The sequence below is a fragment of the Brevibacterium sp. 50QC2O2 genome, assembly GCF_024580675.1.
Lineage (GTDB): Bacteria > Actinomycetota > Actinomycetes > Actinomycetales > Brevibacteriaceae > Brevibacterium > Brevibacterium moorei.
The window spans coordinates 1-16,240 of sequence record NZ_JANIJZ010000007.1 but is presented as its reverse complement, the minus strand read 5'-3'; the positions used below and the strand labels follow the sequence as shown (position 1 = coordinate 16,240).

Annotated in this window: 13 protein-coding genes; 8 read left to right on the top strand and 5 right to left on the bottom strand. The window is 64.9% G+C overall.

The annotated features are described in order from the left end of the window. Positions 1-30 precede the first annotated feature (30 nt). From NQ038_RS07365 to NQ038_RS07340, 6 genes are read left to right on the top strand one after another with little or no spacing between them, the layout of a single operon-like run. Complete coding sequence (locus tag NQ038_RS07365; protein ID WP_257062229.1) at positions 31-1,656, top strand: ABC transporter substrate-binding protein; 1,626 nt, start codon at positions 31-33, stop codon at positions 1,654-1,656. Continuing rightward, positions 1,653-2,606, top strand: coding sequence for an ABC transporter permease (locus tag NQ038_RS07360; RefSeq protein WP_257062228.1), 954 nt, complete (start codon positions 1,653-1,655; stop codon positions 2,604-2,606). The genes NQ038_RS07365 and NQ038_RS07360 overlap by 4 nt, the downstream gene beginning before the upstream one ends. Continuing rightward, on the top strand, positions 2,606-3,463 hold the full coding sequence (locus NQ038_RS07355; protein WP_257062227.1) for an ABC transporter permease: 858 nt from the start codon (positions 2,606-2,608) through the stop codon (positions 3,461-3,463). The genes NQ038_RS07360 and NQ038_RS07355 overlap by 1 nt, the downstream gene beginning before the upstream one ends. Further along, positions 3,460-5,331, top strand: coding sequence for a gamma-glutamyltransferase family protein (locus NQ038_RS07350; RefSeq protein WP_257062226.1), 1,872 nt, complete (start codon positions 3,460-3,462; stop codon positions 5,329-5,331). The genes NQ038_RS07355 and NQ038_RS07350 overlap by 4 nt, the downstream gene beginning before the upstream one ends. A gap of 5 nt (positions 5,332-5,336) precedes the next feature. Further along, complete coding sequence (locus tag NQ038_RS07345; protein ID WP_306427830.1) at positions 5,337-6,980, top strand: ABC transporter ATP-binding protein; 1,644 nt, start codon at positions 5,337-5,339, stop codon at positions 6,978-6,980. Then, the gene (locus tag NQ038_RS07340; RefSeq protein ID WP_257049552.1) at positions 6,973-7,662 is read left to right on the top strand and encodes a GntR family transcriptional regulator; all 690 of its coding nucleotides are present in this window, start codon (positions 6,973-6,975) and stop codon (positions 7,660-7,662) included. The genes NQ038_RS07345 and NQ038_RS07340 overlap by 8 nt, the downstream gene beginning before the upstream one ends. 34 nt (positions 7,663-7,696) lie before the next feature. On the opposite strand, the gene NQ038_RS07335 is transcribed toward NQ038_RS07340, so the two are convergent. The 3 genes from NQ038_RS07335 to NQ038_RS07325 all read right to left on the bottom strand — a co-directional run bounded on the left by NQ038_RS07335 (position 7,697) and on the right by NQ038_RS07325 (position 9,643). Further along, positions 7,697-8,104, bottom strand: a complete 408-nt coding sequence (locus NQ038_RS07335) for a carboxymuconolactone decarboxylase family protein (RefSeq protein WP_257049551.1) — start codon at positions 8,102-8,104, stop codon at positions 7,697-7,699. A 93-nt stretch (positions 8,105-8,197) separates the two neighbouring features. Next, a complete protein-coding gene (locus tag NQ038_RS07330; protein WP_257049586.1) occupies positions 8,198-8,875 on the bottom strand; it encodes a cyclase family protein in 678 nt (225 codons plus the stop codon). An 87-nt stretch (positions 8,876-8,962) separates the two neighbouring features. After that, positions 8,963-9,643 carry a FadR/GntR family transcriptional regulator gene (locus tag NQ038_RS07325; RefSeq protein ID WP_257049550.1) on the bottom strand — a complete coding sequence of 227 codons (681 nt, stop codon included), beginning with the start codon at positions 9,641-9,643 and terminating at the stop codon, positions 8,963-8,965. A 169-nt stretch (positions 9,644-9,812) separates the two neighbouring features. Between NQ038_RS07325 and NQ038_RS07320 the strand changes: the two genes are divergently transcribed. Both NQ038_RS07320 and nhaC read left to right on the top strand, forming a co-directional pair. Then, positions 9,813-11,276, top strand: a complete 1,464-nt coding sequence (locus NQ038_RS07320) for an alpha-L-fucosidase (RefSeq protein WP_257062224.1) — start codon at positions 9,813-9,815, stop codon at positions 11,274-11,276. Next, a complete protein-coding gene (gene nhaC, locus NQ038_RS07315) occupies positions 11,273-12,817 on the top strand; it encodes a Na+/H+ antiporter NhaC (RefSeq protein ID WP_257062223.1) in 1,545 nt (514 codons plus the stop codon). The genes NQ038_RS07320 and nhaC overlap by 4 nt, the downstream gene beginning before the upstream one ends. 91 nt (positions 12,818-12,908) lie before the next feature. Here nhaC and NQ038_RS07310 read toward each other — a convergent pair whose 3' ends face one another. Together NQ038_RS07310 and NQ038_RS07305 are read right to left on the bottom strand one after the other, a co-directional pair. Further along, positions 12,909-14,090 (bottom strand): aminotransferase class V-fold PLP-dependent enzyme, encoded by a 1,182-nt coding sequence (locus NQ038_RS07310; RefSeq protein ID WP_257059117.1) that lies wholly within the window; start codon positions 14,088-14,090, stop codon positions 12,909-12,911. Between the two features lie 72 nt (positions 14,091-14,162). Next, positions 14,163-16,079, bottom strand: coding sequence for an IlvD/Edd family dehydratase (locus NQ038_RS07305; RefSeq protein WP_257059120.1), 1,917 nt, complete (start codon positions 16,077-16,079; stop codon positions 14,163-14,165). Positions 16,080-16,240: the final 161 nt, after the last annotated feature.

The following is a 16,240-nucleotide window of genomic DNA, read 5'->3' as shown; positions in this document are numbered from 1 at the left end:
TCTGATTGTATGTTTTTCCAGGAGGAAGCTGTGCTAAAACGACTCATCACTGCCGGAATGGGTGCGGGGGTGGCGCTGGTGATGCTCACCGGTTGCGTCCCCGTGCAGCCCATGCAGGACCCGCCGAACCGTCCGGACACCACATCGGTGTCCTTGGACGGTAAGAGGATCAAAGAGGGCGGTGACTTGAAAATGGCGTTGTCCAGCGAACCGGACAAGCTCGACCCGACGACCTCGTCATCGCTGTACACCCGCTATGTCATGCAGACCATGTGTCAGAAGCTCTATGACATCGACGCGCAGGGCGAAATCGTCCCACAGCTGGCGACCGCATTACCGAAGTCCGAAGCAGGTGGTAAGCGGGTGACCATTCCCGTGCGTACCGATGCGAAGTTCGCAGACGGTACGGCGTTCAACGGGGAAGCGGTCAAGACCACCCTGGAACGCGGCATCAATCTGAAGAGTTCGAAGCGGAAGTCGGAGCTCGGGCCCATCACCAAGATCACCGCTTCCTCGGACGCGGTCGTGATCGACTTCGAAAAGCCCTACGCCCCCTTCACCGCTGCCCTTGCGGATCGGGCCGGCATGATCATGTCGCCCAAGGCATTGGCCGATCAGGGTGAGGACTTCAGCAACAACCCGGTGTGCGTGGGCCCCTTCAAATTCGTCGAACGCATTCCACAGACCTCGATCAAGGTCGAGCGCGATCCGCTGTACTACGACGCGCAGAACGTCCATCTGGATTCCGTGACGTACCAGATCATGACCGATGCGAACATCCGAGCAGCCAATATCCGCTCACAGGATGTGCAAGTGGCGGACACGATTTCCCCACAGGACATCGACGCGCTCCAGAAGGAGGGTATCGGCACGCTGCAGGTCGGTTCCCTGGGGTATCAGGGCGTGACCGTGAATATCGGCAACCAGGACGGCGTCGGCCAGCCCGCTGAGCAGATCGACTCGCCAATGGCCAAGGACGTGCGCGTCAGACGGGCTTTCGCCAAGGCCATCGATCGTCCGGCACTGACCAACGCGGTGTTCAACGGTTGGTACGAGCCAGCATGTTCGTTCATGCCCGCGAAATCGCCCTTCAGCTCCCCGGCTGCGCAACAGTGTGTCGAACACGATCCCGAGGGCGCGAAGAAGCTGTTGAAGGAAGCGGGCGTCTCGCTGCCGATGAAGATCGAGATCAAGGTCTCCAATGCGCAGGACACCCTCCGATACGCACAGGCGCTGCAGGCTCAGATCAAGGATGCGGGGTTCGACCTCAAGGTAACCCCGATGGAGTACACCGCGCTTCTGGACGCCCAGGACAAAGGCGATTTCGACCTCATCTACCTGGGGTGGTCGGGCCGGATCGACCCGAACGACAATAGTGCCAAGTTCTTCCAGACCGGGGCCGGGAACAACTATGCGGGGGTGTCCGATGGGAAGCTCGACGAACTGTTCGACCGGGCGGCCTCGTTGGTGGACGATAAACAGCGTTCGGTCACCTATGGGCAGATCGTAGAGCGTCTCAACGAGGTTCTCCCGACGGTCTACCTGTACCGGCAACGCAATCTCACCGCTTATACGAACGAGGTCTCGGGTATCGACGTGTACGCCGACGGTGTCGTCCACCTGTCCAATGCAGCCTTTGTGGAGGACGACGCATGATCCGTTTCATCGCCATTAAGATCTTTCAGTCGGTGATCACCTTCATCATCTCCGCGGTCCTCATCTTCGCCGGTGTCCGCGCTCTGCCGGGTGATCCCGCACTGGTGATGGCCGGAGAAGACGCCACCCCGGACCAGCTGGCCCAGATCCGAGCCGATCTGGGCCTGGACCAACCGATGGTGGTCCAGTTCTTCCACTTCCTCGGCAATATCTTCACCGGCGATCTGGGGGCCTCGACCCGCACCGGGCAGACCGTCGTGCATATGATCTCCACGACCCTGCCCGTGACGCTGTGGCTGGCGGCCTATGCAGTCATCGTCGCAGTCGTCGTCGGCATCGCCCTGGGCATGGTCGCGGAGCGCTTCCGCGGTCGTTGGCCCGAGGGCGTAGCGAACGTCGCGGCTCTGCTGGGCCTGTCGATCCCGAACTTCTGGCTGGGGCTGCTCGCGATTCTGCTCCTCGCCGTCACTCTGAACTGGTTCCCCGCCTCCGGATACGTCGCGATGACGGAGAACCCGCTCAAGTGCATCTACTACCTGACGCTCCCGGCCGTCATCCTGGGCGTCACTCTGGCCGCTGTGATCACCCGCCAGACCCGTGCCTCGATGATCGAGACCATGTCAACGGACTATGTGCGCACAGCCCGCGCCAAGGGGCTGCGTCCGGCACGGATCCTCTTCCGTTACGGGCTGCGCAACTCCTTGACCGTGTTGGTGACGATCATCGGACTGCAATTGGGCGGGCTGATTTCCGGAGCCGTGGTGACAGAACGGATATTCGCACTGCCGGGAATCGGCAAGCTCACCCTCGACGCGGTATTCAGCCGTGACTACCCGGTGATTCAGGCAGTCGTCCTGGTCATCACGATCTTCTACATCGTGATCAACCTGGCAGTCGACCTGCTGTACTCCGTTATCAATCCGCAGATCCGCGTGGGAGGCGGTCGTTGATGAGCACTACGAAGACCAAGAGAAGCTTCCTGCGCAAGCTGTTGGGCAATCCGCTGGGCTCGATCGGCGCGGTGATGGTCCTCATCGTCGTGATCGTGGCAGTGCTCGCGCCTCTGCTTGCACCGCATGGTTTCGCGCAGACGAACTTCAGCGTACCCTTCCAGATTCCGTTCACCCAGGGGTATCCCCTGGGCACGGACGACCTGGGCCGTGACATCGCCTCGCGCCTGTTCTACGGGGTGCGAGCTTCCCTGGAAGTCGGCATCCTGGCTGTGGCAATGGCCGTGATCATCGGCACTCCATTGGGCCTGTTGTCGGGATACTGGCCCAAGGCGGATGCCGTCATCGCCCGATTCACCGATGTGGCGCTGGCCTTCCCCTTCCTGATCATCGCGGTCGCCTTCGCCGCCATTGCCGGCGCCAGCCTGCAGAACGCGGCCATGGCCCTGGGGATTGCGCAGATTCCGACTATCGTCCGCGTGGTCCGTGGCGAAACCCTGCGGATCAAGCAGATGAACTTCGTTTCCGCGGCGGTCGCCACCGACGCCTCGCCCCTGAAGATCATGTTCACCCACATCCTGCCCAACTGCGCCAGCGCGATCATCGTCCAGGCGACCGTCATCCTGCCCACGGCGGTAATCGGCGAGGCGATGCTGTCGTTTCTGGGGTTGGGGATCCAGCCGCCCGACCCCAGCCTGGGCATCATGCTCTCCGATGCCCAGCAGTACATCTACCGGGCACCGTTTGCAGCGGTGTTCCCCGGCCTGGCAATCGTCTTCATCTGCCTGGCCTTCAACCTCTTCGGCGATGCTCTGCGCGATGCGCTGGATCCGAATGCGCGAAAGGAAGCCAAATGACCTACACAATGCCCGATGAGTTCACCACCCGCCCCACTCTCAAGGGCAGTTTCGGCATGTCCGCGTCGACGCACTGGCTGGCTACGGCCAGCAGCCAGGCGGTGCTGGAGCGCGGGGGCAACGCCTTCGACGCCGCGGTCGCAGCCGCCTTCGTCCTCCACGTGGTAGAACCACATCTCAATGGTCCGGGTGGGGATATGACCGGCGTCTTCGTTACCGCCGAGGCACCCTCCGAACCGGTGGTCATGAACGGGCAGGGGCCAGCACCGGCCGCAGCGAGTATCGAGACGTACACCGCTATGGGTGTGACCCTGGTGCCAGGAGCCGGCGCTCTGGCGGCCGCAGTGCCCGCAGCGGTGGACGCATGGCTGAAGTTGCTGGAAGAGCACGGTACCTGGGAACTGTCCGATGTGCTGTCGTACGCCATCCACTACGCCGAGGCCGGCCATCCGATCGTCTCCCGGGTGTCCAGCACGATAGCCTCGGTCAAGGAACTGTTCGCCGAACACTGGCCGAGTTCTGCCGCACACTGGCTACCCGCCGGCGAAGTGCCCGAACCGGGCACCGTGATGCGCAATCAGGAGTATGCGGATGTGTTGCGCGGCCTGGTGGCGGCGGGGTCGGCCGCAGCGACCAGGGAGGAGCGGATAGCCGCGGCACGTGCCGAATGGCGGAGCGGACGCGTCGCTCACGCGATCGCCGAATTCGTCACGGTTCCGCACCGGCACGCAGATGGCAAGGACCACCCCGGTGTCATCACCTACCAGGATCTGGTGGACGGCCACGCGGAGTTCGAACCCGCCGTCACCGCGACCTTCCGCGGTTACACCATTGCCAAGACCGGTCCATGGGGCCAGGGCCCCATGCTGCTGCAAGCACTGAAGATCCTCGAGGGATTCGACGATGAGAGGTTGGATCCGTCGACCGAACTCGGCGCCCACACCATTCTCGAAGCCCTCAAGCTCGCCTTGGCCGACCGCGATGTCTACTATGGCGAGGCGGCCGCACGTGATCCGCAGCTTCTGGCAGATCTGCTGTCCGATGAATACGCGGCCGAGCGTCGCAACCTCATCACCGACACCGCCAGTGCCGAATTCCGTCCGGGTAACCCCGGTGGCCGCACTCCTGTGTTCATGCCGCCATTGGTGACTGCGGAGGAATGGGCGGCCTCGGACGCCGGCCGTGCGGCAACCGCGGGAGTCGGCGAGCCAACGGTCGAACGTGCCACGACCTCGGCCGGCGGAGCCGCTGAGGGCGTGACGGATCCGAACGGAGAACATCGCGGCGACACCTGCCATCTGGACGTCGTCGATCGTTGGGGCAATATGATCTCTGCGACCCCGTCCGGTGGATGGCTGCAGTCCTCGCCGGAGATTCCCGGGCTGGGCTTCTGCCTGGGAACCCGGCTGCAGATGACCTGGCTGGACCCCGAATCGCCCTCGGCGCTGGTTCCGGGCGACCGTCCCCGGACTACGCTGACCCCCACTCTGATCCTCAAGGACGGGGTGCCCGTCTACGCGCTGGGTTCACCCGGTGGCGATCAGCAGGACCAGTGGCAGCTGTCCCTGATCCTGCGCCTGCTGGTTGGCGGTTACGAACCGCAGCAGGCGATCGATGCTCCGATGATCAACACCTCTGCGATGCCCGGATCGTTCTATCCCCGTATCTGGACGCCGGCCGGGGCCGAGGTCGAGGACCGGCTGGGCGAAGACGTCATCGCGGGGCTCGCCGCTCGCGGCCATGCGGTACATCGCGCAGGGGACTGGGCCCTCGGCCGGCTGTCCTGCGTGGGCATCGACCCGGCCACCGGGGTGTATCTGGCCGGAGCGAACCCACGGGGCGCCCAGGGATACGCGGCGGGGCGATGAAAGCGATGAGCGAATACGTACTCGAGGTAGAGAACCTCGAAGTCTCCTACGGATCGACCCCTGTGCTGCACGACGTCAGCTTCACCCTGGCACCAGGGGAACGCCTGGGCATCGTCGGCCAGTCCGGATCGGGGAAGTCGACCACTGTTAGCGCGGTGCTGGGCTTGCTGGCCGGTAATGGCCGGATCACCCAGGGGCGGATCCGCTTCGCCGGCGAGGACATTACGAATGCGCCGGATAAGGCGATGCGGCCGTTGCGCGGGACGCGTATCGCCCTGGTCCCCCAGGATCCGATGTCGAATCTCAATCCGACGATGCGCGTCGGCGAACAGATCGCCGATGCGCTGCGTGCCTATGGGATGAGTGATCGAGCGGAGATCGAGCGATCCGTGGTCCGGCTGATGACCGAGGCGGGGATCCCAGACGCCGAGCGGCGCCGGAAGCAGTACCCGCACGAGTTCTCCGGAGGCATGCGGCAGCGCATTCTGATCGCGATCGCCTTGTCGGGTGAACCCGACTTGCTGGTGGCGGACGAACCGACGTCCGCCCTTGACGTGACAGTGCAGAAGCAGATCCTCGACCATCTGCAGAAACTGGTGAGCGAACGCGGTACCTCCTTGCTGTTCATCACCCATGATCTGGGCGTGGCCGGGGACCGGACCGATACGATCCTCGTCATGCACAACGGTCGAGTGGTGGAACGGGGGACTCCACGGCAAGTCCTCCTCCAGCCCGAGGACGACTACACCCAACAGCTGGTCGCAGCGGCACCCAAACTCACGCCCCTGACGGGGGAGTCGACTCGGGTCGATGCCGCGGCAGCGGACGCCGGCTCCGCAGCGGACGCGGCCTCGGCCGCTGCTGTGGAACCAGTCGTCGCGGTCGAAGATCTGACGAAGATCTATCGGCTGCGGGGAGCCGCCGGCTCGGTGACCGCGGTGGACCACGTGTCCTTTACCGCCGACCGTGGCCAGACCACGGCGATCATCGGCGAATCCGGGTCCGGAAAGTCGACTATTGCGAAGATCCTGCTAGGGCTGGAAGAAGCGACTTCGGGTGAGGTCTTCCTGGGCGGGCACCCGGTCCGGACCAAGAGCCGCAGCGAACGGCGTGTGCTCAAACGCTTCGCCCAGCCGGTATTCCAGGACCCGTACTCGTCCCTCAATCCGGCCTGGTCGATCGGATCGATCGTGGCCGAGCCGCTGAACGTGTTCGGTATCGGAACCAAGGCGGAGAGGAAACGGCGAGTCGCCGAGCTCTTGGACCAGGTGGCCCTGCCGGCAGACACCATCGAACGGCACCCCTCCGAATTGTCCGGAGGTCAGCGGCAACGTGTCGCGATCGCCCGTGCGATCTCCTCGCAGCCGGAACTGTTGATCTGCGATGAGGCGGTGTCGGCGCTGGACGTCCTGGTACAGGAACAGATTCTGGACCTGCTGCAGAACCTGCAGGCGGAACTCGGGCTGTCCTGCCTGTTCATCACACATGACCTGGCAGTCGTCGCGAACTTCGCTCAGCACGTCGTCGTATTGCAGCACGGAAAACTGATCGAAACGGGCGAAACCGCGCAGGTGATCGCGCATCCGGCCGAGGAATACACCCGGCGTTTGATCGAAGCCGTGCCCGGTGAAGAATTCACCCATGCGTGATTCTCTTGCCGAACAACTGACCGAACAGTTGCGGCGTGCCATCATATCGGGTGAACTGCAGCCGGGAACCCGTCTGACGGAGAAGGCCCTGGGGGAACGCTTCGGCGTTTCCCGGGTGCCGATCCGGGAGAGTCTGCGCACGCTGACTGCGGACGGGTTCGTGGAATCGCGGGCTTATGCCGGATCCACCGTGAGCCGCCCGCCAGCCGATGAAGCGGAGGATCTGTTCGCAGTGAGGATCGTGTTGGAATCGACGACCGCGCGGCGCGCAGCCGAACGCGCCGCGCGGCAGTCGGCGAACGGCGCGCCGGAAGTCGGCTGGTTCGACATCCGAAAACAGTTGGCCGAGGTGCTGCAAGCAGGTGACACGGCCATTGCGGAACACGACTATCGGAGGTTGGCCGAGCTGAATATGCGCTTCCACCTCCTGATCGCCGAACTCAGCGGCAGGGAGACCCTGACGGCTCTGCTGCGACAGATATCGGGCAAATTGGAATGGCTTTACGCCCTGACGGTTGAACATCGCGGGATCTCCTCTTGGGAGGAGCATCGGCCGATTCTGGCGATGATCGATGCCGGCCAGGCTGGAGAGGCGGGTGCAGCACTGGGCGAACATGTGCAGCGCTCGCGCGATTCCTATCTGACACTGGTGGCCCAGGGGAGCGCAATGGACCACGAATGACCGGGACGGAGCGACTCCCTCCGCCGAGACTCCCTCAGCAGAAGGCCTCGTCGACGGGCACCTGCAGGCCGATCGCCAAACGGTTCGTCTTGTTCGCGGCCGCGACGATCGCCTGGAGTTCTGCGAGCTGTTCGTTCGTCGCGCCCTTGGACTGGGCGGCGGCGGTATGGGACCGGACGCAGTAGGTGCAGTTGTTCGTGCTGGAGACCGCGACGTAGATCAGTTCCTTGACCAGGGGGTCGAGGCTGGTGCCGGGGCCCATGAGCTCCTTGAGTTCGCCCCAGGTGCGCTCCAGGTTCGCCGGGTCGTTGGCCAAGACGCGCCAGAAGTTGTTGATGAAGTCGGTGTTGCGGGTAGCACGGATATCGTCGAAGACGGCCCTGGCGCGCGGGTCAAGGTCGGCATCGTCGAGCAGCGGGAGAATGGGTGAATACTGTTCCATCGAGGGCTCCTTCGTCACACGGGAATGGGTAGTCGGGTCCAAAGTGCGGCCCAGTCCAACGGTACTGCAGTCCGGCGGCTGGGGCCGGGCGCTTCAGCTGTTGGGCACGAAGGCGAAGACACGGGTCGGGAAGTCGGTGCCGCCGACGATTCGCGGCACTCCCACCGCGATGACGGCACCGGTGGCCGGCAGCTGGTCGACGTTGATCAGGTTCTCCAGATGCCACAGCCCGGCCGGGTGGGTGACCTCGCGGTGCACGGGGAAGTGCGGCATATCGCCGGGGTCGATCCCCAGTGTGTCGACGCCCAGGCCCACGACGCCCCGCTCCACCAGGATCCGGGAGGCCTCGATGCCGAAGCCGGGGAACTTCAGATCATCGGTGGTCTCCGATCCCGCGTACTTGAGTTTGTCCGCATTGTGCCTGGCCCACCCGGATTCGATCAGGACGGCGGTGCCGGGCTGGATCGGGCCGTTGGCTTCCTCGAAGGCGGCGATGTCGGCGGGTTCGACGATGGCGTTCGGGTTCTCCTCGGCCTTGTCGCGGATGTCGATGACTGCAGCGGCCAGGACCAGTTCGTCGATGCCGATGGTCGAGGTGTCCGCCCCGCCTGGGACGAAGTGCTCCGGTGCATCGAAGTGGGTGCCCGCATGTTCGAACGTGGTCACCAGGCGGGCATGGTAGCCGTCGGTGTCATGGTGGACGGCGTCGGTGAATTCCACGGCCGGCGCGCCGGGCCAGATGACGGAATCCGGACCAAGGGCCTCGGTCAGGTCGACTAGGTGGAAACCGTGGGTGAAGTTCGCGAAGGCGGCGTCGCGGGCCGCGCGGCCGTTGGCGTTCGTCCGGAGTGGTTCCGATCAGTTCGGTTCGGGCTTGATCGTGCGCAGCCACAGCGATGTCGAATCGACATGACTGTGCATGGCCGACATCGCGCCCAGCGCATCGTGCTCGACGATCGCGCGCACGATCGCGCGGTGCCCGATCAGGCTCTCCAATGCGGCATCGGCATTCGCGATCATGTTGTAGTGGCGGCTGCGCGACCGGATCACCTGGGCGATCGTCGCGGCCGATTTGTTTCCCGCGGCATCGCAGATGAGCGCGTGGAACTCCTCGTCCAGATCCTGCTTGTGTTCCCTGTCCGCGCTCGCGGGGACCTCCATTTCGGCCAACAGGCCGCGCAGCCGGAACACGAGCTCCTCATCGGCCAGTGTGGCCGCCTGGGCTGCGGCCTGCGCCTCGAGCGCCTTGCGGATCTCCAACAACTCGATCAGCCCGTCCAGCGGCACGACGTCGACGGTGAAGGCCAGGCCCTTGAGCAGCTCACTGGGCTGCAGGCTCGACACATAGGTACCGGAACCGTGTTTGACCTCGATCAGCCCGTACCCCTGGAGTTCGCGCAGGGCCTCGCGTAGCACGCCACGGGACACACTCAGCTGTTCGCACAGGCGCGGTTCGGCCGGCAGCTTCTGCCCGGGAGACAGTCTGCCCAGGGAGATCTCCGAGCGGAAGTAGTCGATGACGGGGGATGACTGGGTCATACTTCAAGGTTACCTTTGATCGGCTCTGTGCTCGCCGGAATGGGGGACTGAACCAGCATATTCCGGTGAGTCATCAGATGAATTCGAACGATCAATTTGCGATAACCCTCACACTGGCGTAGTTTTCCGTGGTGTACCTAACAGAGACATAGGATGTATTGGGGAGTTAATGACCGACGACAACTTGGCCGGTTTCGACGCGGTACTGCCGCAGAGCTGGGCCGACATCGATGCCCGCCCGCTGCCCGGCTGGTATCCAGGGGCGAAGTTCGGCATCTTCATCCACTGGGGCGTATTCTCCGTGCCGGCCTGGCGGACGCTGAAGAATGAACAGTTCGGGTCCTACGCCGAGTGGTACTACGCCAGCGTCTACGGCAAGTACCGAAATGCGGACACGGGCTTCCACGACGCCATGTTCCCCGGCCGGGACTATCACGATCTGGCCGAGGGCTTCGGCGCCGAACTGTTCGACCCACATTCCTGGGCGGAGCTCTTCCGCCGGGCCGGCGCCCGTTATGTGGTGCTGACCTCGAAGCACCACGACGGCTTCTGCCTGTGGCCCACCGCTAACCGGCACAAGACCGAATGGAACGCCGGCGCCATCGGCCCCAAGCGGGATCTGGTGGGTGATCTGAGTGAGGCGGTGCGCGAGGCGGGCCTGAAGATGGGGCTGTACTATTCGATCCCCGAATGGGAGACGAACACCTCGCACCGGATGAATGGCGAGCACTTCATCCCCGAGGCCGACGCCGAGCGCTACGGTATTCCCGAGGCCGACTACCCGCGTGAGATCCTGCACCAGCAGTGGGTCGAGTTCAATGAGCGCTACGCACCCTCGGTCATCTACACCGACGGCGGAGAATGGGACTTCCCGGAGGAATACACCGACACCCGCAGGATGCTCACCTGGCTCTACACGCAGGCGCCCAATAAGGACGAGGTCGTCGTCAACGACCGCATCCACGTGGGCATGCCCGGTATCCACGGCGACATCTACTCCACCGAGTACCAGGACGTCGAGGGCTTCGGCCAGACCCACCCCTGGGAGGAATCCCGCGGGATCGGCGGCTCCTACGGCTTCAACCGCGCGGAGAACATCGAGGACTACGCCTGTGCCGCGGAGCTAGCGACGATGCTGGCGCGCACTGTGGCCGGCGGCGGAAATTTCCTGCTCAATGTGGGCCCCACAGCCGACGGCCGGATCGACAACGTCCAGCAGGAACGGCTGCTCCAACTGGGCGCCTGGTTGGAGACGGCCGGGGCCGCGATCTACGATTCGCAGCCGAGCCCGGACGTTCACGCGGCACCCGGGACGGGTGTCGAGGGTACCGGGGCCGAGGCCTCGGCCCGGGGAGAGGTCTTCGTCACCGCAGCGGTCGGCAACCGCTATGCAATTGTGCCCGGCCGGCCGGCCGAGGTGGCGCTGACGGTGGAGCCGGGGACCTCGGTCACCGGCTGGAAACTGCTGGGAGCCGAACCGGATGCCGCGCAGCAACTGCTCGACGTGCGGGTCGACCAGGCAGCGGGGGAGGCCGGCGCCGTGACCATCCGGCTGAGCCCCGCCGCCCGGTGGACGGCCTCGGCCAGCGAGCCGATGCCGCTGGTGATCGAACTGGAGGTGGATGAAGCATGACGGGGAAGCCTAACCGAGTGGACGCTGCGCCGGGCCCTCAGCCGGAACCGGGGCAGGACGCCGCACGCACAGTCAAGACGCCGGGGCTGCTGCTCGCGCTGTCCCCGCTGCTCGTCATGTTCGCGGTGATCGTCGGCGGCGTGGTCTGGTTGGACCTGCGGGTCGAGGTGCTGCTGCTGATAGCGGCGGCCTACGCCACGGTCCTGGCCCTGTGCCTGGGGCACAAATGGCAGGAGATCCAGGACGAATGGGTGGTGAAGTTCTCCAAGGCCTTCCCTGCGATCCTCATCGTCCTGTGCGTGGGCGTGGTGATCGGGTCCTGGGTGGTCAGCGGCACGATCCCGCTGCTGGTCTACTTCGGTATCACCGTCATCAGCCCCAAGTTCATCATCGTCACGGCCTTCCTGGTCACGCTCATCCTGTCGGTGGCCACCGGTACCTCGTGGGGTTCCGTCGGCACGGTGGGTGCGGCCTTCATGGGCGTGGCGGTGGCGATGGGCGCCCCGCTGCCGGCGGTGGCCGGAGCCCTGGTATCCGGCGCGTACTTCGGCGATAAGATGTCGCCGCTGTCCGACAGCACCAACCTGTCCGCCGTCGCCGCGGGGGTCAACCTGTACAAGCACATCCAGCACCTGATGTTGACCACCGGTCCCGGTGCCATCGTGTGCATCATCGTCTACACGATCGCGGGCTTCTGGTCGGCCGGCAACGCGCCGGCGAATGTCGGGGACATGGATGAGTTTCTGAGCCAGTTGCAGGGCCTGTTCCATATGAGCATGCCGGTGGCGCTGTTGCTGCTGGTGCCCGTGGCGATCATCGTGGTCGGCTCCGTCATGCGCCTGCCCACGGTGCCGGTCATGCTGGTCTCGGCCGCATCCGCCGCAGTGCTGGCGGTGACGGTGCAGGGCTTCAAGCTGCAGGACACGATCGAGGCCCTGATGTCGGGGTTCACGCTGGACATGTTCGCCTCATCGGGCAACACCTCGGTGGACACCTCGAAGCTGGTCGAGGCGATCCCCACCCTGTTGGAGCGCGGCGGAATGGAGTCGATGACGAATATCTTCATGGTCGTCGTCTGCGCCTTCGGCTTCGTCGCGGCCCTGACCGTTTCCGGCTCCCTGGACGTGGTGATGGCGGCGCTCATGAAGATCGTGCACACCAACGGCCAGCTCATCCTGGTCACGGTGATCGGCGGGATCGTGTTGATCGCTGCGACCGGGACCTCCACCGTGTCCTTCCTGATCCTGGGCGGGATGCTGCGCCAGGAGTACATCAAGCGGGGTCTGGAGGCCAGGAACCTGGGACGGACCATGGAGGATTCGGTCACGGTGGTCGAGCCGATCATCCCGTGGACCCTGGCCGGTGTGTACATGGCGTCCGCCCTGGGTGTGCCGACCCTGCAGTACGCGCCGTGGGCGATCCTGTGCTATTCCGGCGTGTTCTTCGCCCTGCTCTGGGGCTTCACCGGCTGGTTCGTCTCCAAGATCACTGAGAAGAGCGACGACTGGGAGGAGTACCAGAAGGTGCTGGCGCGCAGCTAAGCCTGCTGCAGCCATGAAAACACGTCGTTCCCCCGGAAACACGCTGCTATAGAAGCGTGTCTCCGGGGGAACGACGTGTTTGGGGGTGGGGTCAGGAAGCAGTCAGCCCCAGGCCGTCCAGTGCGTCCTCCAGGCGGCGGACGGTGCCGTCGATGTCGCCCAGCTTGTCCAGGCCGAACAGGCCCAGCCGGAAGCTGGCGAAGTCGGGCCCCTCATCGCACTGCAGCGGCACGCCCGAGGCGATCTGCAGACCCACCTTCTTGAACGCCGCACCGGACTGGACCTCGGCAGCGTCCACCGGCAGGCCCGAAGCATAGGCGACGACCACGCTGGGAGCCGCGAAGTCATCGGCCGCGACGGAATCGATCCCGCGCGCCTTGCACACGCCGCGCACCCGTTCGCCCAGCTCCGCCTGCGCCGCGGCCAGCTTGTCCAGGCCGAAGCGCTCGGCCTCCAGCATGAGCTCGGCATTGTGCGCCAGAGAATCCGTGGGCATCGTCGCGTGGTACGGCGTGCCACCGGAGACATAGGAGTCGGCGATCGACAGCCACTTCTTCAGATCGATGGCGAAGCTGCTCGACTCGCTTGATTCCACGGCAGCGCGCCCTGCCTCACTGAGCATGACGTAGCCGGCGCAGGGCGAACCGGACCAGCCCTTCTGCGGCGCGCTGATGAGCACGTCCACGCCCAGTTCGCGCATCGAGGCCCACGTGGCACCCGAGGCCACACAGTCCAGCACGAACAGGCCACCCGCCGCGTGGGCCGCCTGGGCCAATGCGCGGATGTAGTCATCGGGCAGGATGATGCCCGCAGCGGTTTCCACATGCGTGGCGATTACGACGTCGGGGCGGCCGGCCTCGATCGCGGCGACGACCTGGTCGACCGGGGTGGGTGCCCAGCCTGCGTGTGGGTCATCGGACACCGGGGCGGCCTTGAGGACCTCGGTCGCAGCGGCGATCTTCCCGGCTTCCAGGATCTGGCTCCAGCGGAAGGAGAACAACCCATTGCGCTGGATCAGCACCTTCTTGTCCGTCATCAGCTGTCGGGCAACGGCCTCCATCGCATAGCTGCCGCCACCGGGCACGATCGCCACGGCATCCGCGTCATAGGCGGACTTCAGGATCCGGATGATGTCCTGCATGACACCGGTGAAGCGCTTGGACATGTGGTTGAGCGAGCGATCGGTGAACACCACCGAATACTCCAGTAGACCGCCCGGATCCACATCATCGTGCGGCAGGCGGGTGGGCTGTGCTGGTGCGTTATCTGTCATTTCCTCTACCTTCGTGGACTGCTCTAAGGACGTGCGCGTACTCGGACCGGTGTGCCCGGGGCCGTTTCGGACTCAGTGGTTCTGCCGTGGGACCGGCCCCGTCTGAGCCAGCCGCTGGTACTTCACCGCCGGCTCCAAGACCATTCCATCACCCAACTGGGACACCATGGAACGCTGGATCTCCTGCCATGGGGTCTGGCTGGCCGGATAGGAGTATCCGCCGGCAGCATCGAGTAGGACCTTGCGCTCGCGTAGTTCGGCGGCGTCGACCAGCAGGTCGACCCGGCCGGCGCCCACATCCACGCGCAGCCGGTCGCCCGTGCGGACCACGGCCAGAGTCGCCCCGGGGGCCGCGGCCTCGGGCGAACAGTTCAGGATCGACGGCGAGGCCGAAGTCCCCGACTGCCGGCCGTCGCCGATGCACGGCAGTACATTGATACCGGCGTTGATGAGCCGGGCCGGCGGATGCATGTTGACGACCTCGGCCGCACCGGGATAGCCGATCGCGCCCGTGCCGCGCATGATGAGGATCGAGTGCTCGTCGATGTTGAGGTCCTCATCGTCGATCCGGGCCTCGTAGTCCTCTGGCCCGTCGAAGACCACGGCGCTGCCCTCGAAGGCATCGGGATCGTCCGGATTGCGCAGATAGCGCTGGGTGAATTCCTCCGAGGCGACGGACAGCTTCATCACCGCATTGTCGAACAGATTGCCCGTCATCACCTGGAAACCGGCCGCGGGCACCAGCGGGTCGGCCACCGTGCGGATGACCTCGCGGTCGATCACCTGCGCATCCCGGCAGTTCTGGCCGATGCTCTGGCCGTTGACCGTGGGTGCGTCCTCGTGGATCAGGCCCGCGGCCATGAGTTCATTGACCACGGCCGGCACGCCGCCGGCGCGGAAGAACTCCTCGCCCAGGAAGCGCCCCGCCGGCTGCATGTCGACGATGCAGGGGATGTCGCGCCCGTAGTGCTGCCAGTCCTCGAGCGTCAGATCCACGCCCAGGTGCTTGGCGATCGCGATCAGATGCCAGGGAGCGTTCGTCGACCCGCCGATCGCGCTGGTCACGCGGATGGCGTTGATGAAGGCATCGCGCGTCATGATGTCAGATGGCTTCCGGTCCGCCAGCACCATCTCCACGATCCGCTTGCCCGTCTCATAGGCGATCGTGGGCCGCTGCTGATAGGGCGCGGGAATCGCCGAACACCCTGGCAGGCTCATGCCAAGGGCCTCGGCCACCGCATTCATCGTCGAGGCGGTGCCCATCGTATTGCAGTGCCCGATCGAGGGCGCCGAGGACGTCACCATCGTCTGGTATTCCGCCTTGGAGATCTGGCCGGCGGCGTACTGCGCCCTGGCCTCCCACAGGATCGTGCCGGAACCCATCCGCCGGCCCTTGTGCCAGCCGTTGAGCATGGGCCCGCCGGAGAGCACGATCGCCGGGATGTTCATGGTCGCGGCCGCCATCAGCTGCGAGGGCGTGGTCTTATCGCAGCCGGTGGTCAGCACCACGCCGTCGATCGGATAGCCGTGCAGGGTCTCCACCAGGCCCAGATAGGCCAGATTCCGGTCGAGCGCCGCGGTGGGGCGCCGGCCCGTTTCCTGGATCGGGTGGACGGGGAACTCGAAGCAGATGCCGCCGGCCTCCCTGATGCCCTCCCGCACGCGCTTGGCCAGGTCCAGGTGGTGGCGGTTGCAGGGGGCCAGATCGCTGCCGGACTGTGCGATGCCGATGATCGGCTTGCCGCTTTGCAGTTCGTCGGCCGACAGCCCGTAGTTCAGATACCGTTCCAGTGAGGTGATGGTCGAGTTCGGATCGTCCGGATTGTCGAACCATTCCTGACTGCGCAGCGGCAGCTTCGGATTGCGCCTGTGCAGGTCCGCCTCCGTGATCCCCGTGCGCTCATCCGTGCCGGTTGGTGCGTCTGCGCGTCTTTGCGCGTCGCCGGTGTCCATGCTGAAATCATCGCCCTTCCATGACAGGCTGGTCATCGTGAGTAATGAGAATCACGCTAACAGATAGCACGGACGTTGATACTTGTAGGGATGGTTTCCATCCAGGGTGTGACCCAGGCACTGACTGGCCACCACAGTGTGTGCCTTTGCCGTGATCTGTCCACCCACCAGGGAATCATCGAGTGTCCCGACCGGAC